This window comes from Streptomyces sp. NPDC042100, assembly GCF_055582325.1.
Window position 1 is genome coordinate 286,595 of sequence record NZ_JBVJDK010000011.1, and the last position, 22,664, is coordinate 309,258.

The 22,664-nt window shown below is 74.1% G+C and carries 23 protein-coding genes; 14 read left to right on the forward strand and 9 right to left on the reverse strand.

Translation table 11 applies throughout. The features are described from left to right. Positions 1-118: 118 nt before the first annotated feature. Together ACZ6J5_RS25510 and ACZ6J5_RS25515 are read left to right on the forward strand one after the other, a co-directional pair. Positions 119-943 carry a hypothetical protein gene (locus tag ACZ6J5_RS25510; RefSeq protein WP_469395179.1) on the forward strand — a complete coding sequence of 275 codons (825 nt, stop codon included), beginning with the start codon at positions 119-121 and terminating at the stop codon, positions 941-943. 65 nt (positions 944-1,008) lie between these two features. Beyond that, on the forward strand, positions 1,009-1,353 hold the full coding sequence (locus ACZ6J5_RS25515; protein WP_362468076.1) for a rhodanese-like domain-containing protein: 345 nt from the start codon (positions 1,009-1,011) through the stop codon (positions 1,351-1,353). A gap of 1 nt (position 1,354) precedes the next feature. Here the strand turns inward: ACZ6J5_RS25515 and ACZ6J5_RS25520 are convergent, their stop codons facing one another. The 6 genes from ACZ6J5_RS25520 to paaA all read right to left on the reverse strand — a co-directional run bounded on the left by ACZ6J5_RS25520 (position 1,355) and on the right by paaA (position 6,212). After that, on the reverse strand, positions 1,355-2,488 hold the full coding sequence (locus tag ACZ6J5_RS25520) for an acyl-CoA dehydrogenase family protein (RefSeq protein ID WP_469395181.1): 1,134 nt from the start codon (positions 2,486-2,488) through the stop codon (positions 1,355-1,357). Between the two features lie 94 nt (positions 2,489-2,582). Continuing rightward, complete coding sequence (locus tag ACZ6J5_RS25525; RefSeq protein WP_469395183.1) at positions 2,583-3,671, reverse strand: 2Fe-2S iron-sulfur cluster-binding protein; 1,089 nt, start codon at positions 3,669-3,671, stop codon at positions 2,583-2,585. Beyond that, complete coding sequence (gene paaD / locus ACZ6J5_RS25530; RefSeq protein ID WP_469395185.1) at positions 3,672-4,178, reverse strand: 1,2-phenylacetyl-CoA epoxidase subunit PaaD; 507 nt, start codon at positions 4,176-4,178, stop codon at positions 3,672-3,674. Further along, entirely contained in the window at positions 4,172-4,912 is a 741-nt protein-coding gene (paaC, locus tag ACZ6J5_RS25535; RefSeq protein WP_469395186.1) for a 1,2-phenylacetyl-CoA epoxidase subunit PaaC, read from the reverse strand. Before paaC ends, paaD begins: the two co-directional genes overlap by 7 nt. Next, positions 4,909-5,196, reverse strand: a complete 288-nt coding sequence (gene paaB / locus ACZ6J5_RS25540; RefSeq protein WP_362467547.1) for a 1,2-phenylacetyl-CoA epoxidase subunit PaaB — start codon at positions 5,194-5,196, stop codon at positions 4,909-4,911. The genes paaC and paaB overlap by 4 nt, the downstream gene beginning before the upstream one ends. Beyond that, positions 5,193-6,212, reverse strand: coding sequence for a 1,2-phenylacetyl-CoA epoxidase subunit PaaA (gene paaA / locus ACZ6J5_RS25545; protein WP_469395188.1), 1,020 nt, complete (start codon positions 6,210-6,212; stop codon positions 5,193-5,195). The genes paaB and paaA overlap by 4 nt, the downstream gene beginning before the upstream one ends. Before the next feature lie 112 nt (positions 6,213-6,324). Between paaA and ACZ6J5_RS25550 the strand changes: the two genes are divergently transcribed. Genes ACZ6J5_RS25550 through ACZ6J5_RS25560 form a run of 3 tightly spaced genes read left to right on the forward strand, consistent with a single transcriptional unit; the run spans position 6,325 to position 9,031 of the window. Beyond that, positions 6,325-7,152 carry a DUF5819 family protein gene (locus ACZ6J5_RS25550; RefSeq protein ID WP_469395190.1) on the forward strand — a complete coding sequence of 276 codons (828 nt, stop codon included), beginning with the start codon at positions 6,325-6,327 and terminating at the stop codon, positions 7,150-7,152. Next, positions 7,149-8,372, forward strand: coding sequence for an HTTM domain-containing protein (locus ACZ6J5_RS25555; protein ID WP_469395192.1), 1,224 nt, complete (start codon positions 7,149-7,151; stop codon positions 8,370-8,372). The genes ACZ6J5_RS25550 and ACZ6J5_RS25555 overlap by 4 nt, the downstream gene beginning before the upstream one ends. Next, a complete protein-coding gene (locus ACZ6J5_RS25560; RefSeq protein WP_469395194.1) occupies positions 8,369-9,031 on the forward strand; it encodes a TrmH family RNA methyltransferase in 663 nt (220 codons plus the stop codon). The genes ACZ6J5_RS25555 and ACZ6J5_RS25560 overlap by 4 nt, the downstream gene beginning before the upstream one ends. 88 nt (positions 9,032-9,119) lie before the next feature. Here the strand turns inward: ACZ6J5_RS25560 and paaN are convergent, their stop codons facing one another. Beyond that, a complete protein-coding gene (gene paaN / locus ACZ6J5_RS25565) occupies positions 9,120-10,817 on the reverse strand; it encodes a phenylacetic acid degradation protein PaaN (RefSeq protein ID WP_469395196.1) in 1,698 nt (565 codons plus the stop codon). 121 nt (positions 10,818-10,938) lie between these two features. Here paaN and ACZ6J5_RS25570 point away from each other — a divergent pair, with 121 nt between their 5' ends. Together ACZ6J5_RS25570 and ACZ6J5_RS25575 are read left to right on the forward strand one after the other, a co-directional pair. After that, positions 10,939-12,516, forward strand: a complete 1,578-nt coding sequence (locus ACZ6J5_RS25570; protein WP_469395198.1) for a 3-hydroxyacyl-CoA dehydrogenase — start codon at positions 10,939-10,941, stop codon at positions 12,514-12,516. Then, entirely contained in the window at positions 12,513-13,106 is a 594-nt protein-coding gene (locus ACZ6J5_RS25575) for a TetR/AcrR family transcriptional regulator (RefSeq protein ID WP_469395200.1), read from the forward strand. Before ACZ6J5_RS25570 ends, ACZ6J5_RS25575 begins: the two co-directional genes overlap by 4 nt. A 95-nt stretch (positions 13,107-13,201) precedes the next feature. Here the strand turns inward: ACZ6J5_RS25575 and ACZ6J5_RS25580 are convergent, their stop codons facing one another. Then, positions 13,202-13,801: an Lrp/AsnC family transcriptional regulator gene (locus ACZ6J5_RS25580; RefSeq protein WP_469395242.1), complete on the reverse strand. Its 600-nt coding sequence runs from the start codon at positions 13,799-13,801 to the stop codon at positions 13,202-13,204. Between the two features lie 194 nt (positions 13,802-13,995). On the opposite strand from ACZ6J5_RS25580, the gene pdhA reads away from it, so the two are divergent. The 7 genes from pdhA (at position 13,996) to ACZ6J5_RS25615 (ending at position 22,177) form a co-directional block, all read left to right on the forward strand. Beyond that, positions 13,996-15,159, forward strand: coding sequence for a pyruvate dehydrogenase (acetyl-transferring) E1 component subunit alpha (pdhA, locus tag ACZ6J5_RS25585; protein ID WP_469395201.1), 1,164 nt, complete (start codon positions 13,996-13,998; stop codon positions 15,157-15,159). Beyond that, positions 15,156-16,187 (forward strand): alpha-ketoacid dehydrogenase subunit beta, encoded by a 1,032-nt coding sequence (locus tag ACZ6J5_RS25590; RefSeq protein ID WP_362467563.1) that lies wholly within the window; start codon positions 15,156-15,158, stop codon positions 16,185-16,187. Before pdhA ends, ACZ6J5_RS25590 begins: the two co-directional genes overlap by 4 nt. Beyond that, positions 16,187-17,617, forward strand: a complete 1,431-nt coding sequence (locus ACZ6J5_RS25595; RefSeq protein ID WP_469395203.1) for a dihydrolipoamide acetyltransferase family protein — start codon at positions 16,187-16,189, stop codon at positions 17,615-17,617. The genes ACZ6J5_RS25590 and ACZ6J5_RS25595 overlap by 1 nt, the downstream gene beginning before the upstream one ends. Before the next feature lie 121 nt (positions 17,618-17,738). Further along, positions 17,739-18,656 (forward strand): DUF6457 domain-containing protein, encoded by a 918-nt coding sequence (locus ACZ6J5_RS25600; RefSeq protein ID WP_469395205.1) that lies wholly within the window; start codon positions 17,739-17,741, stop codon positions 18,654-18,656. Then, complete coding sequence (locus tag ACZ6J5_RS25605; RefSeq protein WP_469395207.1) at positions 18,653-19,993, forward strand: molybdopterin molybdotransferase MoeA; 1,341 nt, start codon at positions 18,653-18,655, stop codon at positions 19,991-19,993. The genes ACZ6J5_RS25600 and ACZ6J5_RS25605 overlap by 4 nt, the downstream gene beginning before the upstream one ends. Beyond that, a complete protein-coding gene (locus ACZ6J5_RS25610) occupies positions 19,990-21,075 on the forward strand; it encodes a potassium channel family protein (protein WP_469395209.1) in 1,086 nt (361 codons plus the stop codon). Before ACZ6J5_RS25605 ends, ACZ6J5_RS25610 begins: the two co-directional genes overlap by 4 nt. A gap of 115 nt (positions 21,076-21,190) precedes the next feature. After that, on the forward strand, positions 21,191-22,177 hold the full coding sequence (locus ACZ6J5_RS25615) for an NAD(P)H-quinone oxidoreductase (protein ID WP_469395211.1): 987 nt from the start codon (positions 21,191-21,193) through the stop codon (positions 22,175-22,177). Between the two features lie 149 nt (positions 22,178-22,326). On the opposite strand, the gene ACZ6J5_RS25620 is transcribed toward ACZ6J5_RS25615, so the two are convergent. Further along, positions 22,327-22,664 (reverse strand): integrase core domain-containing protein (locus tag ACZ6J5_RS25620; RefSeq protein ID WP_469395213.1); only part of this gene is annotated, 338 nt, incomplete at its 5' end.

Sequence of the window (22,664 nt, forward strand, 5' to 3'; positions counted from 1 at the left end):
GGTGGGGTGGGGTGGGGGCTGATGGGCGGGGTGGGGGGAGGGGGAGGGAGGGGGAGCCCCCCTCCCCGGGAGGACCGTAGGCTTGGTGGGTCGAGCCGGAACGAGGACGTGGACGGGCGTGGACGTGAGCGTGGACCAGGGCGTGGGTGGCGGGTCCGGGGATGAGCGGCCCGAGGCTCGGTTGGAGCAGGCTGTTCGGGTGGCCGAGCAGGCGCTGATCGAGTTCGAGATCGCCGTCGAGACCTTCCGGGTCGAGGTGGAGAACTTCTCCCGGCTGCACCACCAGCGGCTCGGTCCGATGTACGCGCGGCTCGACGAGCTGGACGCGCGGATCGCGGAGGCGCGGGCGGCGCGGAGCGGTGATCCGGAGGATCTGCGGCGGGCGCGGGAGGCGCGGGCCGCGGTCATGCCGATGCCGGGTGTCGAGGAGCTGTTCCACGACTGGGTGGACTCCGACGGGCTCTCGGCGGAGGCGGCGGCGATGCTGACGGACCGGCCGGTCCAGCCGCCGAAGCGGGTGCGGCCGTCCGACGAGGTGCGCAAGCTGTACCGGGAGCTGGCGCGGCAGGCGCATCCGGACCTGGCCCGGGAGGAGGGCGAGCGGCGGCGGCGCGAGGAGTTCATCACGCGGGTGAACGCGGCCTACGCCCGTGGGGACGAGGCGCTGCTGCGGGAGTTGTCCGAGGAGTGGGCGGCGGGGCCGGTGGCGGAGCAGCGGCTCAGCGAGAGCGAGGAGCTGTACGCGCGGCTGGAGTGGCTGGCGGACCGTAAGGAGATGCTGTCGTCGGCTGCCCGGGAGCTGGAGGACAGTGCGATCGGGGCGATGCTGCGGATGGCCCCGGACGATCCGGACCGGCTGCTGGAGGAGATCGCCGAGCAGCTGCTGGCGCAGGTGTCGGAGCGTGAGGCGGAGCTCGCCCTGCTGGCGGGGCCGGTGCAGTAGGTTTCGATGGTTCGGCGTCCGCTTCCGTCGGGTGCCCCCGCTGTGTGAGAAGGAAGGCCTGTTCCATGAATTTCGCCCCGCTGCCGTCGGTGGACGCCGCCTCCGTGCCGGCCGATGCCCTGGTGCTGGACGTCCGTGAGGACGACGAGTGGGCGGCCGGTCATGTCGAGGGTGCGCTGCACGTGCCGATGAGCGGTTTCGTGGCGCGCTTCGGTGAGGTGACGGAGGCCGTGGCCGAGGGGCGGCGGGCGTTCGTGATGTGCCGGGTGGGTGGCCGTTCGGCGCAGGTCACGCAGTATCTGGTGCAGCAGGGCATCGACGCGGTGAACGTGGACGGCGGGATGCTGGCCTGGGAGGGTGCGGGGCGCCCGATGGTCGCGGACGGCGGGAGCCCCGCGTACGTGCTGTAGGTCAGGCGAGGGGGTGGGCGGCGATGAGGTCGCCCAGTTCCTCCTCGTGGGCCGCCGCGGGGCCGAGGACGAGTTCGAGGTGTTTGGCCCAGGCGTGGAAGCGGTGCAGGGGGTAGTCGGTGTCGGCGCCGAAGCCGCCGTGGAGGTGCTGGGCGGTCTGGACGACGCGGCGTACGCCTTCGGAGGCCCAGATCTTGGCGACGGCGATGTCCCCGCCGGTGGGCAGCGGTCCGCCGGCGTCGGTGGTGAGGCGCCAGGCGGCCTGCCAGAGGGTGGCCTCCATGGCGCGTAGGTCGATGTAGCGGTCGGCGGCCTGGACGGCGACGGCCTGGAAGGTGGCCACGGGGTGGCCGAACTGTTCCCTCTTGCCGGTGTACTGGCTGGTCATCGTGAGGACCTGTTCGCCGAGGCCGAGGGCGAGGGCGCAGGTTCCGGTGGCGAGGTGGTCGCGGAGGTGTTCCCAGGCGCCCTCGGTGTCGATGACGTCGGCGGGGCCGAGGCGGACGCCGTCGAGGTGGAGGTCGGCGAGGAGTTCGCCGTGGGTGCCGTACTGGTCGGTGAGGTCGAGGCCCTGGTGGGTGCGGGGGATCAGGGCGAGGACGGTGCGGCCGTCGGGGGTGTGCGCGGGGACGGCGATGCGGTCGGCGTGGTGGGCCCAGGGGACGTGGCCGGTGTGGCCGTCGAGGGTCCAGCCGGTGGTGTCGTGGTGTGCGGTGACGGCGAGGGGGGCCGGGTCGTGGCCGGTGTCGCCGTGGGCTGCCGCGGTGAGGACGAGTGCGCCGCGGGTGACCTGGGGGAGCAGTGCGGCGGCGGTGTCGGCGGGGGCGTACCGCTGGATGGTGAGGGCGACCGCGGTGGTTTCCAGCAGGGGGACGCGGGCGAGGACGCGGGCGGATTCGCGGAGGACCAGGCAGAGGGCTATGGCGTCGAGTCCGGCGCCGCCGTGTGCGGGGTCGAGGAGGAGGCCGAGGAGGTCGGCGGTGGCGAGTCGGGCCCAGAGGGGCTGGTCGTGGCTGTCGGCGACCGCGCCGGGGGTGAGGGCGGGGCTGGGTACGGCGTCGGGTGCGACGTCGGAGAAGACGGCGCGGGCCGCCTCGACGGCTGCGTGCTGTTCTTCGGTGAAGGTGAAGTCCACTGCCCTGTCCCTTCCGGCCCTGTGATCTGACGGATCGTCAAGATAGAACAGGTTCTACCGGAAGGGAATGGGCGGGCTCGGCCTGCCCGGCCGGTCAGCGGTCGAAGTCGAGTTCCACCTCGGGGGTCGCCGGGTGGGACTGGCAGGCCAGGACGTATCCGGCCTCGGTCTCCTCGGGCTCCAGGGCGAAGTTGCGGTCCATGCGGACCTCGCCGGAGACGAGGAAGGCGCGGCAGGTGCCGCACACGCCGCCCTTGCAGGCGTACGGGGCGTCCGCCCGGGCGCGCAGCACGGTCTCCAGGAGCGACTCGCCGCGCTGGACGGGCCAGTCGCCGGAGCGGCCGTGCAGGGTGGCGGTCAGCCGGGCGTGCGCGGGGGCGTCCGCCGGGGCGGCCGGGGCGGGGGCGGTGCCGTCGTCGACGTGGAAGATCTCCTGGTGGACGCGGCCGCGGTCGACGCCGAGCTCGCGCAGGGCCCGCTCGGCGCCCTGGATCAGGCCGTAGGGGCCGCAGAGGAACCAGCCGTCGATGCCGGTGACGGGGAGCAGGGCGGGCAGCAGGGTGGTGAGCCGCTCGTGGTCGAGCCGGCCGGAGGGGAGTCCGGACTGCTGTTCCTCGCGGGAGAGGACGGTGACGAGCTGGAAGCGGTCGGGGTAGCGGTCCTTGAGGTCGGCGACCTCGTCGAGGAACATCGTGGAGGCGGCGGTGCGGTCGCTGCGCACGAGGCAGAACGTGGCCTGGGGCTGCCGGGCGAGCAGGGTCGCGGCCATGGACAGGACCGGGGTGATGCCGCTGCCGCCGACGACGGCGGCGAAGTGTCCGGGGCGCGGGGCGAGGACGAAGCGGCCCATGGGCTCCATGACCTCGACGGTGTCGCCGGCGGCGAGCTCCTTGAGGGCGTAGGTGGAGAACGCGCCGCCTTCGACGAGGCGGATGCCGACGCGGAGGACGGGGGGCTCGCCTTCGGGGGCGGCGGGGGCGCAGATGGAGTAGGTGCGGCGGATCTCCTGGCCGTCGGCGCCGCTGCGGCGCAGCGCGAGGTGCTGGCCGGGGGTGTGGCGGTAGTGCTCGCGCAGCTCGGGCGGGACGGCGAAGGTGACGGCCACGGAGTCGTCCGTGAGCTGCTCGACCTCGCTGACCCGGAGCGGGTGGAAGCCGGCCCGTCCGGTCTTTGAGGACTGCATCTACAACTCCTTGAAGTGGTCGAACGGTTCGCGGCAGGCGGTGCAGCGGCGGAGGGCCTTGCAGGCGGTGGAGGAGAAGCGGCTGAGGAGCTCGGTGTCGGCGGAGCCGCAGTTCGGGCAGCGGATCGCGAGGGTGAGGGGGACGGGGCCGCTGCCGCCGGGGCCTTGGGGGCGGGGCGGGGCGATGCCGAACTCGGTGAGTTTGCGGCGGCCTTCGTCGGTGATGTCGTCGGTGGACCAGGCGGGGCTGAGGACGGTGACGACGGTGACGTCGGGCATTCCGTGGGTGTGGAGGGCGTGTTCGATGTCGGCGGACATCGCCTCGATCGCCGGGCAGCCGGTGTAGGTGGGGGTGAGCTTGACCTGCACGCGGCCGGGGCCGAGGACGTGGACGCCTCGGACGACGCCGAGTTCGGCGAGGGTGAGGACGGGCAGCTCGGGGTCGGGGACGGCGCCGGCGACGCGGGCCAGCTCGGCTTCGAGGGCGGTGGGGGCGGCGGTCACCATGTCGCCCCCGGGTGGCTGCGGTGCAGGTGCTGCATCTCGGCGAGCATCCGGCCGAAGGATTCGGTGTGCAGGCCCTCGCGGCCGGCTCCGGCCTTCCAGGCTCCGGTGCGCGGGCCGGTGGGGACGGTGAGGGTGGCCCGCTGGAGGACGGCGGTGACGGAGTCGAGCCAGTCGCTCTCCAGGGCGGCGACGGCGGTGGGGTCCAGGCCGAGGCCGTCGAGGGGCTGGAACAGTTCGCCGGTGTAGCGCCAGAGGGCGTCGCAGGCGTGCTGGGCGCGCCGGTGGCTCTCCTCGGTGCCGTCGCCGAGGCGCAGGGTCCAGTGCTCGGCGTGGTCCTGGTGGTAGGCGACCTCCTTGACGGCCTTGGCGGCGAGGCCGGCGAGGGGGCTCTCGCCGGTGGCGAGGGCGGCGTAGAGGAGGCGCTGGTAGGTGGAGAAGTAGAGCTGACGGACGATGGTGTGGGCGAAGTCGCCGTTGGGCTGTTCGACGAGCTGGCAGTTGCGGAAGGCGCGCTCTTCGCGGAGGTAGGCCAGCTCGTCCTCGTCGCCTACGAGGGAGAGCAGGATGCGGGCCTGGCCGAGGAGGTCGAGCGCGATGTTGGCGAGGGCGACCTCTTCTTCGAGGACGGGCGCGTTGCCCGCCCATTCGCCGAGGCGCTGGGCGAGGACGAGGGCGTCGTCGCCCAGGGCGAGGGCGGCGGGGGCGGCGGCCGGTGCGGTGGGCCGGGTGCTCACAGGTGCTTCACCCCGTCCGGGATCTCGTAGAAGGTGGGGTGCCGGTAGGGCTTGTCCGCCGAGGGTTCGAAGAAGGGGTCCTTCTCGTCGGGGGAGGAGGCGGTGATGTCGGCCGAGGGGACGACCCAGATCGACACGCCCTCGCTGCGGCGGGTGTAGAGGTCGCGCGCGTTGCGCAGGGCCATTTCGGCGTCCGGGGCGTGGAGGCTGCCGGCGTGGGTGTGGGACAGTCCGCGGCGCGAGCGCACGAACACCTCCCACAGCGGCCATCCGTCGGTGGTCATGCCCGTGCCTCCCCGTCCGTGTGCTGCGCCGCGGTGTGCGTCGCGGTGTGCTTGGCGGCGTAGGCCGCCGCGGCGTCCCTGACCCAGGCGCCGTCCTCGTGTGCCTGGCGGCGCTTGGCGAGGCGCTGCTCGTTGCACGGGCCGTTGCCCTTGAGGACGTCCCAGAACTCGGCCCAGTCGATGGGGCCGAAGTCGTAGTGCCCGCGCTCCTCGTTCCACTTCAGGTCGGGGTCGGGGAGGGTGAGGCCGAGGGATTCGGCCTGCGGGACGGCGATGTCGACGAAGCGCTGGCGCAGCTCGTCGTTGGAGTGGCGCTTGATCTTCCACGCCATGGCCTGGGCGGAGTGGGTGGATTCGTCGTCCGGCGGGCCGAACATCATCAGCGAGGGCCACCACCAGCGGTCGACGGCGTCCTGGGCCATGGCGTGCTGGGCCTCGGTGCCGCGGGAGAGGGCGAGGAGGGCCTCGTACCCCTGGCGCTGGTGGAAGGACTCCTCCTTGCAGACGCGGACCATCGCGCGGGCGTACGGGCCGTAGGAGCAGCGGCAGAGGGGGACCTGGTTGGTGATGGCGGCGCCGTCCACCAGCCAGCCGATCGCGCCGACGTCGGCCCAGGTCAGCGTGGGGTAGTTGAAGATCGACGAGTACTTCTGGCGGCCGGAGTGGAGCTTGTCGAGGAGCTCGTCGCGGCTGGTCCCGAGGGTCTCGGCGGCGCTGTAGAGGTAGAGGCCGTGGCCCGCCTCGTCCTGGACCTTGGCCATGAGGATGGCCTTGCGCCGCAGGGAGGGGGCGCGGGTGATCCAGTTGGCCTCGGGCTGCATGCCGATGATCTCGGAGTGGGCGTGCTGGGCGATCTGGCGGACCAGGCCCGCGCGGTAGGCCTCGGGCATCCAGTCGCGGGGCTCGATGCGCTCGTCGGCGGCGACGGCGGCGTCGAACACCGCTTCGAGGGCGGCCTGCGTCGTCGCCTCCGTCATCGCCGGTGTCGCTGTCGTCTCTGCCGTGCCTGCGGTCATCGGACCCCCTACCGACCGATCGTTCGGTTGAATGACTTCAATGGTCGTTCGGCGGCCCGTATGGTGTCAACCTCTGTGGATAAGTGCTTGGGCCGATCGGGAGCGGGGCGCGATGGACTCGTACGACGACGGGGGCGTGCGCGAGGACCCTGGCGGGGCGGCCGGGCAGGCGGACGGGCCGTCGTCCGCGCAGGCCGGAGGGCGGGCGGACGGGCCGTCGGCCGGGCACGGGGACGAGTCCCCGGCCGGGCAGGGCGACGAGCCCCCGGCCCAAGGACCCGGGGGCCCCTCCGCCCCCCGCCCGGTGGCCGGCATCGCGGCTCTCTCCCTGCCGTACCAGGTGGCCGCCGCCGTCGCGCTCGCCGTGCTCGGCGTCTTCGCCTGTGTGCACCTCGCGATGGTGTTCCTGCACGTCGCCCCGTCGAACACGCTGACCAAGCAGCACGGCGAGGCCGTCGACGACTGGATCTACCCCGAGTTCGAGCAGAACTGGAAGCTCTTCGCCCCCAACCCCCTCCAGCAGAACATCGGCGTCCAGGTCCGCGCCCAGGTGAACGGCGACGGCGGGCGCCGGACGACCGGCTGGATCGACCTCACGGCCCAGGACGCGGCGGCCATCCGCGGCAGCCTGCTGCCGAGCCACACCGAGCAGAACGAGCTCCGCCGGGCCTGGGACTTCTATCTGAACACCCACACCGACGACCACCGGGCCAACGGGACGCGCGGCGAGCTCTCCGAGAGCTACATGCGGCGGATCGTGATGCTGCGCCTCGACGGGCAGCGGCTCGGCGGCACGGTCGAGAAGGTCCAGCTGCGCTCCGTGACCCGCCCCGTCCCGTCGCCCTCGTGGAGCGGCGAGAAGAACGGCACCGAGCCGTCCTTCCGCAGCTACCCGTGGTGGCGGATCACCGATGCCGACCGTACGGAGGCGGGCCGATGAGCCCCACCCCCGCTGCGCCCGCGCAGCCCCGTGTCCCCTTCGAACGGCGGCTCGCCCGGGGCGTCCAGAAGGTCACGGCCGAGGCCCTCGGCCCGTACCAGACGGCGATCGTCCGGATCGGCTTCTCCCTGACCTGGCTGCTGTTCCTGCTGCGCGAGTGGCCGCACCGGCTGGAGCTGTACGGGCCCGACGGCCCCTGGTCCTGGGAGATGGGCCGTCGGCTGGTCGCCGACAACCACGCCTTCACCGCCCTGCTGTGGTCGGACGGGCGGCTGTGGTTCGAGGTCGTCTACGGGCTCGCGGTGCTCTCCTCCGTGCTGCTGTTGCTCGGCTGGCACACCCGGGCCGTGTCCGTCGTCTTCATGGCCGGCGTGCTGTCCCTGCAGAACCGGTCCATCTTCATGGGCGACGGCGGCGACAACGTCGTCCACATCATGGCGCTCTACCTCGTCCTCACCCGCTGCGGCCGGGTCTGGTCGCTCGACGCCCGCCGGGCGGCGCGGCGCGCGCGGGACGGCGCCGGGGACGCACCGGAGCGGGACCTCGTGGGGCCCCTGCTGTGGACGGTGCTCGGCACGCTCCTGATGGGCGCCACCTGGTTCTCCGACGTCACCGGCGAATGGTGGCTCGTGGTGCTGATGTGGGTGCTGTGGCTGGGGCAGGGGCTGTGGTGGCTGGTGTGCCGCTACGCCGCCGACGAGCCGCGCACCCTGCTCGACGTGATCGCCAACCTCACCCACAACGCCGCCCTCGTCGTGATCATGGCCGAGGTCTGCCTGATCTACGCGACGGCGGGCTGGTACAAGGTGCAGGGCTCGCGCTGGCAGGACGGCACGGCGCTGTACTACCCGCTCAAGCTCGACTACTTCTCCCCCTGGCCCGCGCTCTCCGACCTGCTGGGCTCCAGCGGCCTGATGGTGCTGCTGCTGACCTACGGCACGGTGATCGTCCAGGTCGCCTTCCCCTTCACGCTCTTCCACCGCAAGGTCAAGAACGTCCTGCTCGCGGTGATGATGCTGGAGCACACGGGCATCGCCCTCCTGCTGGGGCTGCCCTTCTTCTCGCTCGCGATGATCTCCGCCGACGCGGTGTTCCTGCCCACGGCGTTCCTGGTCTGGCTGGGCGCGCGGGCGGCGCGCGGCCGGGACCGGCTGCTGCGGAGGGGGCGGCCGTCCTCGGAGCCGGTGCCCGTGCCGCCTCCCCGTACCCTCGTCGGGTGAGCAGCGCCGAGGAACAGCAGAACGAGCCGGTCCAGTACGACGAGGGCTTCGCCCCCGAGGTCGGCGTCGGGCCGCACCCGGAGCCCTGGCCGCGGGGCGGGCGCTACGACCCCGAGCTGCTGGCCGGCGGTGACCGGCGCAACGTCGTCGACCGCTACCGCTACTGGACGCGGGAGGCGATCGTCGAGGACCTCGACACCCGCCGCCACGACTTCCACGTGGCCGTGGAGAACTGGGGCCACGACTTCAACATCGGGTCCGTGGTGCGGACCGCCAACGCCTTCCTCGCCAAGGAGATCCACATCGTGGGGCGGCGGCGCTGGAACCGGCGCGGCGCCATGGTCACCGACCGCTACCAGCACGTGCGCCACCACCCGGACACCGAGTCGCTGACGGCCTGGGCGGCGGCCGAGAACCTGCCGATCATCGGCATCGACAACCTCCCGGGCTCGGTGCCGCTGGAGCGGACCGTGCTGCCGCGCCGCTGCGTGCTGCTGTTCGGCCAGGAGGGTCCGGGCCTCACCGAGGAGGCCCGGAAGCACGCGGCGATGGTCTGCTCGATCGCCCAGTTCGGCTCCACCCGCTCCATCAACGCGGGGGCGGCGGCCGCGGTCGCCATGCACGCGTGGGTGCAGCGGTACGCGGTCATCGACGGCTGAGACGGCTGAGACGGCCGGGTCGGGTCGGCCGGTCGGCGGGACCGGACCGCCCGACCCGTCGGCCGGGCGGGCCGGGCCGGCCCGTCGGTCACGCCTGGCGGCGGACCTCCACCACGCGGAAGCGGTTGGAGACGAAGGCGCCGTCGCACAGCGCCGCGTTCGCCGCCGGGTTGCCGCCGGAGCCGTGGAAGTCGGAGAACGCCGCCGTCTGGTTCACATAGACGCCGCCCGTCAGGTTCAGCGAGAGCTGCGCCGACTCCTCCAGGCAGACCTCCTCGACGGCCCGCTCGGTCTCGGCCGAGGTCGTGTACGCGCCGACCGTCATCGCGCCCTTCTCGCGGACCGTGCGCCGCAGCAGCTCCAGCGCGTCGGCGGTCGAGTCGACCGAGACGGCGAAGGAGACCGGGCCGAAGCACTCGGAGAAGTACGCCGCCTCCGCGTCCGGCTTGGAGCCGTCCAGCTTCACGATGACGGGGGTGCGCACGACGGCCTCGGGGAAGTCCGGGTTCGCCACCTCGCGCGAGGCCAGCGCGACCTCGCCCAGGCCCGCCGCGGCCTCCAGGCGCGCCTTCACGTCCGGGTTGACCAGGGCGCCGAGCAGCGCGTTCGCCCGCGCGTCGTCGCCGAGCAGGCCGCCGACCGCGCCCGCGAGGTCGGCGACGACCTCGTCGTACGACTTCGGGCCCTGGTCGGTGGTGACGCCCTCGCGGGGGATCAGCAGATTCTGCGGGGTGGTGCACATCTGGCCGCTGTACAGGGACAGCGAGAACGCCAGGTTGGACAGCATGCCCTTGTAGTCGTCGGTGGAGTCGACGACCACCGTGTTGACCCCGGCCTTCTCCGTGTAGACCTGCGCCTGGCGGGCGTTGGCCTCCAGCCAGTCGCCGAAGGCGGTCGAGCCCGTGTAGTCGATGATGCGGATCTCGGGGCGGACGGCGAGCGTCTTGGCGATGCCCTCGCCGGGGCGCTCGGCGGCGAGCGCCACCAGGTTCGGGTCGAAGCCGGCCTCGGCGAGGACCTCGCGGGCGACCCGGACCGTGAGGGCCAGCGGGAGGACCGCACGGGGGTGCGGCTTGACCAGGACCGGGTTGCCCGTGGCCAGGGAGGCGAACAGGCCCGGATAGCCGTTCCACGTCGGGAAGGTGTTGCAGCCGATCATGAGCGCGATGCCGCGGGCGACCGGGGTGAACTCCTTGGACAGCTCCAGGGGGTCGCGCTTGCCCTGCGGCTTCGACCAGTCGGCGCGGCCCGCGGGGGTGCGGGTCTGCTCCTCGTACGCGTACGCCACGGCCTCCAGGCCGCGGTCCTGGGCGTGCGGGCCGCCGGCCTGGAACGCCATCATGAAGGCCTGGCCGCTGGTGTGCATGACGGCGTGCGCGAACTCGTGGGTGCGGGCGGAGATCCGGGCCAGGATCTCCAGGCAGACCAGGGCGCGGGTCTCGGGGCCGGCGTCGCGCCAGGCGCCCATGCCGGCGCGCATCGCGGGCAGCAGGACATCGATGTCCGCGTGCGGATACGTGATGCCGAGGGCCGGCCCGTACGGCGAGACCTCCGCGCCGGTCCAGTCGTCGGTGCCGGGCTGGTCGAGCTCGAAGCGGGTGTCCAGCAGGGCCTGGTAGGCGCCGAGCCCGGCGGCCGCGTCGAGCGAGCCGTCCTCCCCGTACGCCTTGGGGTGCTCCGGGTAGGGGGACCAGTACGCGCGCGTGCGGATGGTGGCGAGGGCCTGATCGAGGGTGGACCGGTGCTTGTCGGCCAGACGGTCGGTGGTCAGCTGAGCGGCGGCCATGGGCGCAACTCCTCAATGAGCTGGGCAGGGGCAGGCATACGGAGTTAGAGTAACCGAACGATCGGTCGGGACAAGGGGGTCCGTCGATCCTGTGGAAAACCCATCGGGGAGGATCACTCCTATGACCGCCAACACGACCGTCCGGGGGAGCGACGCGGTGTCGGCCGACGGATCCGGGCCCGTCGGTCCGGGCCGCGCCGTCGCCGTCGTCGGAACGGGCACCATGGGCCAGGGCATCGCCCAGGTCGCCCTCCTCGCGGGCCACCCCGTCCGCCTGTACGACAGCGTCCCCGGCCGCGCCGGGGAGGCCGTGGCGGCCGTCGCCGGGCGCCTGGACCGGCTGGTGGCGAAGGGCCGGCTCGCCGCGGGAGAGCGGGACGCGGCCGTCGCCCGCCTGCACGCCGCGGGCGCGCTCGCGGGGCTGGCCGACGCCGCCCTGGTCGTGGAGGCCATCGTCGAGCGCCTGGACGTCAAGCAGGGCCTCTTCGCCGAGCTGGAGGGGATCGTCGGCGCGGACACCGTGCTCGCCACCAACACCTCCTCCCTCTCCGTCACCGCCATCGCGGGCGCCCTGCGGCTGCCCGGGCGCTTCGTCGGGATGCACTTCTTCAACCCCGCCCCGCTGCTGCCGCTGGTCGAGATCGTCAGCGGCGCCGCCACGGACCCGGCCGCCGCCACGCGCGCGTACGAGACGGCGAAGCGCTGGGGCAAGACGCCGGTGCGCTGCGCCGACACCCCCGGTTTCATCGTGAACCGGATCGCCCGCCCCTTCTACGCGGAGGCGCTGCGCGTCCACGAGGAGGGCGCGGCCGACCCCGCCACCATCGACGCTGCGCTGCGCGGGTCCGGCGGCTTCCGGATGGGCCCCTTCGAGCTGACCGACCTGATCGGCCAGGACGTCAACGAGGCCGTGACCCGGTCCGTCTGGGAGTCCTTCTTCCAGGACCCCAAGTTCACCCCGTCGCTCGCGCAGCGGCGGCTGGTCGAGTCGGGGCGGCTCGGCCGCAAGTCGGGGCACGGCTGGTTCCCTTACGGGGAGGGTGCCGCGCGCCCCGAGCCGCACACCGCGCCGCCGGCGAAGGCGCCCGCGGCGGTCACCGTCCACGGCGACCTGGGGCCCGCGCGGGTGCTGGCGGAGCTCTTCGAGGGGGCCGGGATCGAGGTCCGGCGCGAGCGCGGCGGGGCCGACGGCCACATCGCCCTGCCCGGCGGCGGGCGGCTCGTCCTGGCCGACGGGAAGACCTCGTTCGAGCACCCGGGCGGGACGGTCGTCCGCTTCGACCTCGCCCTCGACTACGCCTCGGCGGACCGGATCGTGCTGTCGGCCGGCGCGCGGACCGCTTCCGAGACCCTGGAGGAGGCCGTCGGGCTCTTCCAGGCGCTCGGCAAGAAGGTCTCCGTGATCGGCGACGTGCCGGGCATGATCGTCGCCCGTACGGTCGCCATGCTGGCCGACCTGGCCGCCGACGCGGTCGACCGGGGCGTCGCCTCCGCCGAGGACGTCGACACCGCGATGCGGCTCGGCGTCAACTACCCGGCCGGGCCCCTGGAGTGGGCGGCGAAGGCGGGCCACCGGCGGCTGGCCGCGCTGCTCGGCGCGCTCCACGAGCGCTACCCCACCGGTCGCTACGCGCCGTCGCTCGCCCTCGCGCGGCGCGGTTCCGACGAACAGGCCGCAGAGGCGGAGGAGAGCCGATGACCACCGCGCGACGCGACACGTACACCCCCGACACGCTGCTCTCGGTCGCCGTGCGGGTCTTCAACGAGCGCGGCTACGACGGCACGTCCATGGAGCACCTGTCCAAGGCGGCCGGGATCTCGAAGTCCTCGATCTACCACCACGTGGCGGGCAAGGAGGAGCTGCTGCGGCGCGCGGTCAGCCGGGCGCTCGACGGGCTCTTCGCGGTCCTCGACGAGCCCGGCGCGGGCCGGGGGCGGGCCGTGGAGCGGGTCGAGTACGTGACCCGGCGCACGGTGGAGGTGCTGATCGCGGAGCTCCCGTACGTGACGCTGCTGCTGCGGGTGCGGGGCAACACGTCGACCGAGCGGTGGGCGATGGAGCGCCGCCGGGAGTTCGACCACCGGGTGGCCGAGCTCCTGAAGGCCGCGGCGGCCGACGGCGACCTGCGGGCGGATCTGGACATCCGGCTGGCGACCCGGCTGCTCTTCGGCATGATCAACTCGCTGGTGGAGTGGTACCGGCCGCATCCGGACGCCCCGGCGGAGCGGGAGCAGCTCGCGGAGACCGTGGTGCGGATGGCCTTCGGAGGGCTGCGGACGGCCCGCTGAGGGGGGGGCCGGGGCCCCCGTACCCCCCACCCCCCTGCCCCCTTGGGGGAGTGGGGGCCTGGGGGACTGGGGGCTTTGTGGGCCCGGTGGGCCCGTCAGGGGCGGTGGTTCGGGTCCGGGTCGAGGTCGGTCTCCTCGAAGACCAGCAGGGTGCGGGTGGAGAGCACCTCCGGGATGGACTGGAGCCGGGTGAGCACCAGCTCCCGCAGGGTGCGGTTGTCCGGGGTGTGCACCAGCAGCAGGACGTCGAAGTCGCCGCTGACCAGGGCGATGTGCGCGGCTCCGGGGAGGGCCTGGAGCTGCTCGCGGACGGTGCGCCACGAGTTCTGGACGATCTTGAGCGTGATGTAGGCGGAGGCGCCGTGCCCCGCCCGCTCGTGGTTGACGCGGGCGCTGAAGCCGCGGATCACCCCGTCGTCGATGAGCCGGTTGATCCGCGCGTACGCGTTGGCGCGGGAGACGTGGACGCGCTCGGCGACCGAGCGGACCGAGGCGCGTCCGTCCGCCTGGAGCAGGCGCAGGATGTCCCGGTCGATCGCGTCCAGCGGGCGCGGCGGCGGTATCGGGGAGACCATGGCAGGGCCGACAGGGCCCGGAAAGGCTCCCGCCGGGCCCGCCGGAGCGCCCGCCGAGGGGGCGGCTCCGGGGGGCGCGTTCAGGAGCTCGTCGATGGTGCGCTCCCCGACGTCGGCCATTTGTTCATCCGCCATGTCCCCCCGCCTCTCTCCCATGGACGACCTGCACTCATCCCAAGCTGTGGAGAACCGTTTGTCCACAGGCTGGAGGTGCCTGTAGCCAAAATGCCTCCTCGACCGAACAATCGGTAGGTGAGGCGCGCCACATTTCCGCGCCACCCGCCTTCGGGTCTTATGCCCGCTCCCACGAGGAGGTGGACTCGTTGCAACAGCGCAGTTCGACAGTCCAAGAGCCCCCCGGTGCCGCTCTCGCCTACCGGCCCACCCCGCCGCCGGCCTGGCAGCCCCGCACGGACCCCGCCCCGCTGCTGCCGGACGCCGAGCCGCTGCGCGTGCTCGGCACCGACGCCGTCGCCGACACCGACCCGGAGCTGCTGCGCCGCCTCTACGCGGAGCTCGTCCGCGGCCGTCGGTACAACGCGCAGGCGACCGCCCTCACCAAGCAGGGCCGCCTCGCCGTGTACCCCTCCACGACGGGCCAGGAGGCCTGCGAGGTGGCCGCCGCGCTCGCGCTGGAGGAGCGGGACTGGCTCTTCCCCTCGTACCGCGACACGCTCGCAGCGGTCGCCCGCGGACTCGACCCCGTCCAGGCGCTGACCCTGCTGCGCGGCGACTGGCACACCGGCTACGACCCGCGCGAGCACCGCATAGCGCCGCTCAGCACGCCGCTCGCCACCCAGCTCCCCCACGCGGTGGGCCTCGCGCACGCGGCGCGCCTCAAGGGCGACGACGTGGTCGCCCTCGCCATGGTCGGCGACGGCGGCACCAGCGAGGGCGACTTCCACGAGGCGCTGAACTTCGCGGCCGTGTGGCAGGCCCCCGTGGTCTTCCTCGTGCAGAACAACGGCTTCGCGATCTCCGTGCCGCTCGCCAAGCAGACCGCGGCGCCGTCCCTCGCCCACAAGGCCGTGGGGTACGGGATGCCCGGCCGGCTCGTCGACGGCAACGACGCCGTCGCCGTCCACCAAGTGCTCACCGAGGCCGTGACCCGCGCGCGGCGCGGCGGCGGGCCCACCCTCGTCGAGGCCGTCACCTACCGCATCGACGCCCACACCAACGCCGACGACGCCACCCGCTACCGCGGTGCCGGCGAGGTCGAGACCTGGCGGGCGCACGACCCGATCCTCCTCCTGGAGCGGGAGCTGACCGCGCGCGGACTCCTCGACGAGGACGGCCGGCGGGCGGCGGCCGAGGCCGCCGAGACGATGGCGGCGGCGCTGCGCGAGCGCATGAACGCCGACCCCGTGCTGGACCCGATGGACCTGTTCGCCCACGTGTACGCCGAGAAGACCGCGCAGCTGCGCGAGCAGGCGGAGCAGCTGCGGGCCGAGCTCGACGCCGAGAGCGAGGCGGGATGACCACCCACGCGACCGCGCGGCCCGCCGCCAAGGCGCAGGCCAAGCCGGCCACCATGGCGCAGGCCCTCCAGCGGGCCATGCGCGACGCGATGGCCGAGGACCCGACCGTCCACGTGATGGGCGAGGACGTCGGCACCCTCGGCGGCGTCTTCCGCGTCACCGACGGGCTCGCCAAGGAGTTCGGCGAGGACCGCTGCACCGACACGCCGCTGGCCGAGGCGGGCATCCTCGGCGCGGCCGTCGGCATGGCGATGTACGGGCTGCGGCCGGTCGTGGAGATGCAGTTCGACGCGTTCGCCTACCCGGCGTTCGAGCAGCTCATCAGCCACGTCTCCCGGATGCGCAACCGCACCCGGGGCGCGATGCCGATGCCGATCGTCGTCCGCGTGCCGTACGGCGGCGGGATCGGCGGCGTCGAGCACCACAGCGACTCCTCCGAGGCCTACTACATGGCCACCCCCGGCCTCCACGTCGTCACCCCGGCGACCGTCGAGGACGCCTACGGGCTGCTCCGCGCGGCCATCGCCTCCGACGACCCGGTCGTCTTCCTGGAGCCCAAGCGGCTCTACTGGTCGAAGTCCGACTGGTCCCCCGAGGCGCCCGCCGCCGTGGAGCCGATCGGCAAGGCCGTGGTGCGCCGCCGCGGCACCGGCGCCACCCTGATCACCTACGGCCCCTCCCTGCCGGTCTGCCTGGAGGCCGCCGAGGCCGCGCAGGCCGAGGGCTGGGACCTGGAGGTCGTCGACCTGCGCTCGCTTGTCCCCTTCGACGACGAGACCGTGTGCGCGTCCGTGCGCCGCACCGGCCGCGCGGTCGTCGTCCACGAGTCGGCCGGTTTCGGCGGGCCGGGCGGCGAGATCGCCGCGCGGGTCACCGAGCGCTGCTTCCACCACCTGGAGGCGCCGGTGCTGCGCGTCGCGGGCTTCGACATCCCCTACCCGCCGCCGATGCTGGAGCGGCACCACCTGCCCGGCGTCGACCGGGTCCTGGACGCGGTCGCCCGGCTCCAGTGGGAGGCGGGGAGCTGATGGCCCAGGTGCTCGAATTCAAGCTGCCCGACCTCGGCGAGGGGCTCACCGAGGCCGAGATCGTGCGCTGGCTGGTGGACGTCGGCGACGTCGTCGCCATCGACCAGCCCGTCGTCGAGGTCGAGACCGCCAAGGCGATGGTGGAGGTGCCCTGCCCGTACGGGGGCGTGGTCACCGCCCGCTTCGGCGAGGAGGGCACCGAACTGCCCGTCGGCTCGCCGCTGCTGACGGTCGCGGTGGGCGGGGCGGACGGGGGGTCCGGCGGGACCGGGACCCTCGGGGCCTCGGCCCCGGCCTCCGCCGCCGCCTCAGCTGATGCCGCCGGGGCCGCCGCCTCCGCAGTCTCCGCAGTCTCCTCTGAGTATTCCGGCAACGTGCTCGTCGGGTACGGCACCGCCGGGCCCGCCGCACGCCGTCGCAGGGTCCGCCGGGAGGCGCCCGCCGCCGCGGCCGTCGCACCGGTGCCGGTGCCGGTGGCCGTGCCCGAGGCCGTGCCCGTGCCCGCCGTGGCCTCGGGGCCCGTGCCCGTCATCTCGCCGCTGGTGCGGAAGCTGGCCCGCGACGAGGGGCTCGACCTGCGGGAGGTGCGCGGGTCCGGCCCCGAGGGGCTGATCCTGCGCGCGGACGTCCAGTACGCCCTCTCCGTCCGGACCGGGTCCGTACCGGCGCCCGCCGCTCCGGTCGCCCCCGCCGCTCCGGTTGCTCCGGCCCCTCCGGTCGCGAGCGGGACCGGCGCCGTCGCCGGTGAGCGGATTCCGCTGCGCGGGGTGCGCGGTGCGGTCGCCGGCAAGCTGTCCCGCAGCCGTACGGAGATCCCCGACGCGACCTGCTGGGTCGACGCCGACGCCACCGAACTCATGGCGGCCCGCGCGGCCATGAACGCGGCGGGCGGGCCGAAGATCTCCGTGCTCGCGCTGCTCGCCCGGATCTGCGCGCACGCCCTGGCCCGCTTCCCGGAGCTCAACTCCACCGTGGACACGGCCGCGCGGGAGATCGTCCGGCTGCCGTCGGTCCACCTGGGCTTCGCGGCCCAGACCGAGCGGGGCCTCGTCGTCCCCGTCGTCAAGGACGCCGGCGGGCGCACCGCCGAGTCGCTGACCGCCGAGTTCGCCCGCCTCACGGAGTCGGCCCGGCAGGGGACGCTCACGCCGGCGGACCTGACCGGGGGCACGTTCACCCTGAACAACTACGGGGTGTTCGGCGTCGACGGCTCCACGCCGATCATCAACCACCCGGAGGCGGCCATGCTCGGCGTGGGACGGATCGTCCCCAAGCCGTGGGTGCACCGGGGCGAGCTGGCGGTACGTCAGGTGGTGCAGCTGTCGCTCACCTTCGACCACCGCGTCTGCGACGGGGGGACGGCGGGCGGCTTCCTCCGGTACGTCGCGGACTGCGTCGAGAATCCGGCGGTGCTGCTGCGCACGCTGTGACACGACTCCGCCGGGGCGGACGCCGACCGGGGCACGGGGCCCCGCCGGTTCCCGGCGGCTCCGTCCGGGACCCAACCCCACGCCGGGTCCCGGACACGTCCCGGCGGACCATACTGCTGGGATGACGATCGAGTACGACGCCCTCGTGCTCGCCGGCGGCGCCGCCCGGCGCCTCGGCGGGGCCGACAAGCCGGGAGTGCGGGTCGGCGGGCGGAGCCTGCTCGACCGGGTCCTCGCCGGCTGCCGCGACGCCGGGACGACCGTCGTCGTCGCCGCGCCCCGGACCACCTCTCGCCCCGTCGCCTGGACCAGGGAGGACCCGCCGGGCGGCGGCCCCCTCGCCGCCCTCGACGCGGGACTGCGGCGGCTGGCGGAGGCGGATCCCCGGGTGCGGAGCGCCTTGGAAGGGGCGGCCGACGGGGCGGGGGAGGTCTCCCGCGCCGCCTCCGGCGGCCCCGTCGTGCTCGTGCTCTCCGCCGATCTGCCGTTCTTCGGGCCCGGGGCCGCCGGGCGGCTCGTGGCGGCCGTGGGGGACGGGGACGGGGCGGTGTTCGTCGACGGGGAGGGGCGGGAGCAGCCGTTGGTGGCGGCGTACCGGGTCCGGGCCCTGGGGCGGGCGGTCCGCGAGGTCCGGGAGGAGCGGGGCGGTCTCGCGGGGCTTCCGCTGCGGCTGGTGACCGGGCGGCTGGCGCTCGCGCGGGTGGCCGCGGAGGGTTCCGACGCCTTCGACTGCGACACCTGGGGGGACATCGCCGCAGCCCGGGCACGGATCAGGGAGCATGGGACCGTGCTGGATGAATGGATCACCGCAGTCAAGGACGAGCTGGGCCTGGACCTGGACGTCGACACGAGCCTGCTGCTCGACCTCGCCCGCGATGCCGCCCACGGTGTCGCCCGGCCCGCCGCGCCGCTGACCACCTTCCTGGTCGGGTACGCGGCGGCCCGGGCCGACGGCGGGCCCGAGGCCGTGGCGGAGGCCGCCCGCAAGGCCGCGGCGCTCGCCCAGCGCTGGGCGGCCGAGCAGGACGCCGCCGGATGACGATGCGGGAGCGACTGCCCGACGACGGGGTGGAGGACGCCCTCGCCCTCGTCGGCCGGCCCCGTGAGGACTCCCCCCGCCCCGGGGCGCACCGCGCCACCCCCTGGCCCGAGGCCCGCGCCCGCGCGGCCCGCGCCGGGCAGGCCGGGGCGGCGGCGCGTGGCCCCGTCCGGGTGCCGCTCGGGCAGGGCCTCGGGCGGCTGCTGGCCGAGCCCCTGCGCGCCCTCACCGACCTGCCCTCCTTCGACACCTCCGCGATGGACGGCTGGGCGGTCGCCGGGCCCGGCCCCTGGCGGACCGACCCCGAGGGCGCCGTCCTCGCCGGGCACCTCCCGGCCGACGGGCTCGCGGACGGCGACGCCGTACGGATCGCGACCGGGGCGCGCGTCCCGCGCGGGGCGACCGCCGTGGTCCGCTCCGAGCACTCCCGCACCGACACGGCCGGGCAGCTGCACGCCCTGCGCGAGGTCGTCCACGGGCAGGACATCCGGCCCCGGGGCCAGGAGTGCCGCGACGGCGATCCGCTGCTGCCGGCCGGGAGCGCGGTGACCCCCGCGGTCCTCGGGCTGGCCGCCGCGGCCGGCTACGACGAGCTGGCCGTCCGCCCGCGCCCCCGGGTGGAGGTGCTGGTCCTCGGCGACGAGCTGCTCGCGGACGGACTCCCCCACGAGGGCCTGATCCGGGACGCCCTCGGCCCGATGCTCGGCCCCTGGCTCGCGGCCCTCGGCGCGGAGGTGCTCGCCACCCGCCACGTCGGCGACGACGCCGAGGCCCTCTACGCGGCGGTCACCGGGTCCGCCGCCGACGTGGTCATCAGCACCGGCGGCACGGCGGCCGGTCCCGTGGACCATGTCCACGCCGTGCTCGGCAAGGCGGGCGCCACGCTCCTCGTCGACGGCGTGAAGGTGCGGCCCGGCCACCCCATGCTGCTGGCCCGGCTGGCGGACGGCCGGCACCTCGTCGGGCTGCCCGGCAACCCGCTCGCCGCCGTCTCCGGGCTGTTCACGCTCGCCGCGCCGCTGCTGCGCGCGCTCACGGGCCCGGACGCCGCCCCGGGCGCCGGCCCCGCCCCGTACCGGCTGCCCGTGGGCGCGGAGGTGCCGGGGCATCCGTACGACACCCGGCTCGTCCCCGTCGTCGTCCGCGATGGGGCGGCGGAGCCCCTGCACTACAACGGGCCCGCGATGCTGCGGGGCATCGCCGCCGCCGACGGCATGGCCGTGGTGCCGCCCGGAGGGGCACGCCCCGGGCAGCCGCTGGAAGTACTGGATCTACCCTGGCAGGTCGAGTCGGTCGAAGGCGCGGGCGGCGGAGCCCAAGGAGTGTGTTTCACGTGAAACTTCCCAGCCGGGACGTGATGGCCCGCCAGGCCGATGAGAAGGTCTCGGGTTCCAAGGTCAAGCTGCCCCGGCGGGTGGTGGAGAAGCCGCTGCGGCAGGTCGGGAAGCGCCTGCTGATGGCGCTGGGCGTGCTGATCGTGACGGTCCTCATCGTCTACATCGACCGGGACGGCTACCACGACAACGCCAACGGGACCGTCGACTTCCTCGACTCCTTCTACTACGCGACCGTCACCCTCTCCACCACCGGGTACGGCGACATCGTCCCGTACAGCGACTCGGCGCGGCTCGCCAACATCCTGCTGGTCACGCCGCTGCGCGTGCTGTTCCTGATCATCCTGGTCGGTACCACCCTTGAGGTCCTCACGGAGCGGACCCGCGAGGAGTTCCGGCTGAAACGCTGGAGGTCCGCCTTGCGCGATCACACCGTCATCGTCGGCTTCGGGACGAAGGGGCGTTCGGCGATCCAGACGCTCTGCGCGACCGGGCTGCGCAAGGATCAGATCGTCATCGTGGACCCTTCGACCAAGGTGATCGAGGCGGCCAACGCGGACGGCTTCGTCGGCGTCATCGGCGACGCGACCCGCAGCGATGTGCTGCTCCGCGCCGAGGTCCAGAGGGCCCGTCAGATCGTCATCGCCACCCAGCGCGACGACACCGCCGTCCTCGTCACCCTGACCGCCCGCCAGCTCAACCGCGCGGCGAAGATCGTCGCCGCGGTCCGTGAGGAGGAGAACGCGCCGCTGCTGCGCCAGTCCGGCGCCGACGCGGTCATCACCAGCGCCTCCGCCGCCGGACGGCTGCTCGGCCTGTCGGTGCTCAGCCCCAGCGCCGGCACCGTGATGGAGGACCTGATCCAGCAGGGCTCCGGGCTCGACCTCGTGGAACGCCCGGTCACCAAGGCCGAGGCGGGGCGGAGCGTCCGGGAGACGGAGGACCTGGTGGTGAGCGTGCTGCGCGGACACCGGCTGCTCGGTTACGACGATCCCGCCGCCAGCCCGCTCCAGTTGACGGACCGTGTGATCACCATCGTGCGGGCCGCGCCGGTCACCCCGCTCACCACCCCGAGCGACGACTAGGGCCTGACGGGGGCTGGGGGCGGCTGGCGGGGCCTGACGGGCTGACGGGGGCTGGCGGGGGGCTGTCCGGGCCCGTTCGGCCCGTCCCGCCCCGGGCGCGAGTAGCCTCGCCGCCATGTATGCGATCACGATTCCGGAACCGGGCGGGCCCGAGGCGCTGGTCTGGTCCGAGGTGCCCGATCCCGTGCCCGCCGAGGGCGAGGTGCTCGTCGAGGTGACGGCGAGCGCCGTGAACCGAGCCGACCTGCTCCAGCGGCAGGGCTTCTACGACCCGCCGCCCGGCAGCTCCCCGTACCCCGGCCTGGAGTGCTCCGGCCGGATCGCCGCGATCGGGCCCGGGGTCTCCGGCTGGTCGGTCGGCGACGAGGTGTGCGCGCTGCTCGTCGGCGGCGGTTACGCCGAGAAGGTGGTCGTCCCGGCCGGGCAGCTGCTCCCGAAGCCCGAGGGCGTGGACCTGGTGACCGCCGCCGCGCTGCCCGAGGTCGCCTGCACGGTCTGGTCGAACGTCTTCATGCTGGCCCATCTGCGGCCGGGCGAGACCCTGCTCGTGCACGGCGGGGCGAGCGGCATCGGCACGATGGCGATCCAGCTCGCCAAGGCGGTCGGCGCGCGGGTCGCGGTCACCGCGGGCAGCCCGGAGAAGCTGGCGCGCTGCGCCGAGCTGGGCGCGGACATCCTCATCGACTACCGCGAGCAGGACTTCGTCGAGGAGCTGCGCAAGGCGACGGACGGTGCCGGGGCGGACGTCATCCTGGACATCGTCGGCGCGAAGTACCTGGAGCGGAACGTCAAGGCGCTCGCCGTCAACGGCCGGCTGGTCGTCATCGGCCTCCAGGGCGGCGTCAAGGGCGAGTTGAACCTCGGCGCGCTCATGGCCAAGCGCGCGGCCGTGCTGGCGACCACGCTGCGGTCCCGCCCGCTGGGCGAGAAGGCGGCCGTCGTGGCGGCCGTCCGCGAGCACGTCTGGCCGCTGATCGCGGCGGGCACGGTCACCCCGGTCGTCGACCGGGCCGTGCCGCTGCCGGACGCCGCCGCCGCCCACCGGGCCGTCGAGTCCAGCGACCACGTCGGCAAGATCCTGCTCCGCGTGCCGGGGAAGTAGGCCCACCGGCCCCGCCCTTCCCCCCCCGGCCCCCCGGCCCCGCCCCGTCCTGCCCGCCGGTCCCGCCGGCGGGACCGGCGGGCAGGGAAAAGGCCCGGCACCTTCCCCGTGCCGGGCCTTCGTCCCTCCGCGCTCCACGCGCTCCGCGCCTAGCTGTATTGACCCGCTGGGTTGTTGACGCGGGTGATGGGCGGGTGTCCGTTGAGTGCGGTGTGGCTGCGGTGGTGGTTGTAGGTGTGGAGGAAGTGTGCCAGGGCTTGGGTCCGCTCGGTGTTTGAGGTGTAGGGCCGGATGTAGGCCCATTCGTCGAGCAGGGTGCGGTTGAAGCGTTCGACCTTGCCGTTGGTCTGGGGCCGGTAGGGGCGGGTGAGCTTGCCGGTGGCGCCGAGGTTGGCCAGGACGTTCTTCCAGGCCAGGCCTTTGCGGTAGGCCCAGGCGTTGTCGGTCAGGACCCGTTCGATGCGGGTGATGCCCTGGGTGTGGAAGA

Excerpts from the sequence above, each read along its gene's own strand:
- ACZ6J5_RS25600 (WP_469395205.1), top strand. The coding sequence starts at position 17,739 with ATGACGATCGAGTACGACGCCCTCGTGCTCGCCGGCGGCGCCGCCCGG.
- ACZ6J5_RS25550 (WP_469395190.1), top strand. The coding sequence starts at position 6,325 with ATGGACTCGTACGACGACGGGGGCGTGCGCGAGGACCCTGGCGGGGCG.
- paaB (WP_362467547.1), bottom strand. The coding sequence starts at position 5,196 with ATGACCACCGACGGATGGCCGCTGTGGGAGGTGTTCGTGCGCTCGCGC.
- paaN (WP_469395196.1), bottom strand. The coding sequence starts at position 10,817 with ATGGCCGCCGCTCAGCTGACCACCGACCGTCTGGCCGACAAGCACCGG.
- ACZ6J5_RS25555 (WP_469395192.1), top strand. The coding sequence starts at position 7,149 with ATGAGCCCCACCCCCGCTGCGCCCGCGCAGCCCCGTGTCCCCTTCGAA.
- ACZ6J5_RS25575 (WP_469395200.1), top strand. The coding sequence starts at position 12,513 with ATGACCACCGCGCGACGCGACACGTACACCCCCGACACGCTGCTCTCG.
- ACZ6J5_RS25570 (WP_469395198.1), top strand. The coding sequence starts at position 10,939 with ATGACCGCCAACACGACCGTCCGGGGGAGCGACGCGGTGTCGGCCGAC.
- ACZ6J5_RS25590 (WP_362467563.1), top strand. The coding sequence starts at position 15,156 with ATGACCACCCACGCGACCGCGCGGCCCGCCGCCAAGGCGCAGGCCAAG.
- ACZ6J5_RS25605 (WP_469395207.1), top strand. The coding sequence starts at position 18,653 with ATGACGATGCGGGAGCGACTGCCCGACGACGGGGTGGAGGACGCCCTC.
- ACZ6J5_RS25525 (WP_469395183.1), bottom strand. The coding sequence starts at position 3,671 with ATGCAGTCCTCAAAGACCGGACGGGCCGGCTTCCACCCGCTCCGGGTC.
- ACZ6J5_RS25515 (WP_362468076.1), top strand. The coding sequence starts at position 1,009 with ATGAATTTCGCCCCGCTGCCGTCGGTGGACGCCGCCTCCGTGCCGGCC.
- ACZ6J5_RS25595 (WP_469395203.1), top strand. The coding sequence starts at position 16,187 with ATGGCCCAGGTGCTCGAATTCAAGCTGCCCGACCTCGGCGAGGGGCTC.
- ACZ6J5_RS25615 (WP_469395211.1), top strand. The coding sequence starts at position 21,191 with ATGTATGCGATCACGATTCCGGAACCGGGCGGGCCCGAGGCGCTGGTC.
- paaD (WP_469395185.1), bottom strand. The coding sequence starts at position 4,178 with ATGGTGACCGCCGCCCCCACCGCCCTCGAAGCCGAGCTGGCCCGCGTC.
- paaA (WP_469395188.1), bottom strand. The coding sequence starts at position 6,212 with ATGACCGCAGGCACGGCAGAGACGACAGCGACACCGGCGATGACGGAG.
- ACZ6J5_RS25580 (WP_469395242.1), bottom strand. The coding sequence starts at position 13,801 with ATGGCCGACGTCGGGGAGCGCACCATCGACGAGCTCCTGAACGCGCCC.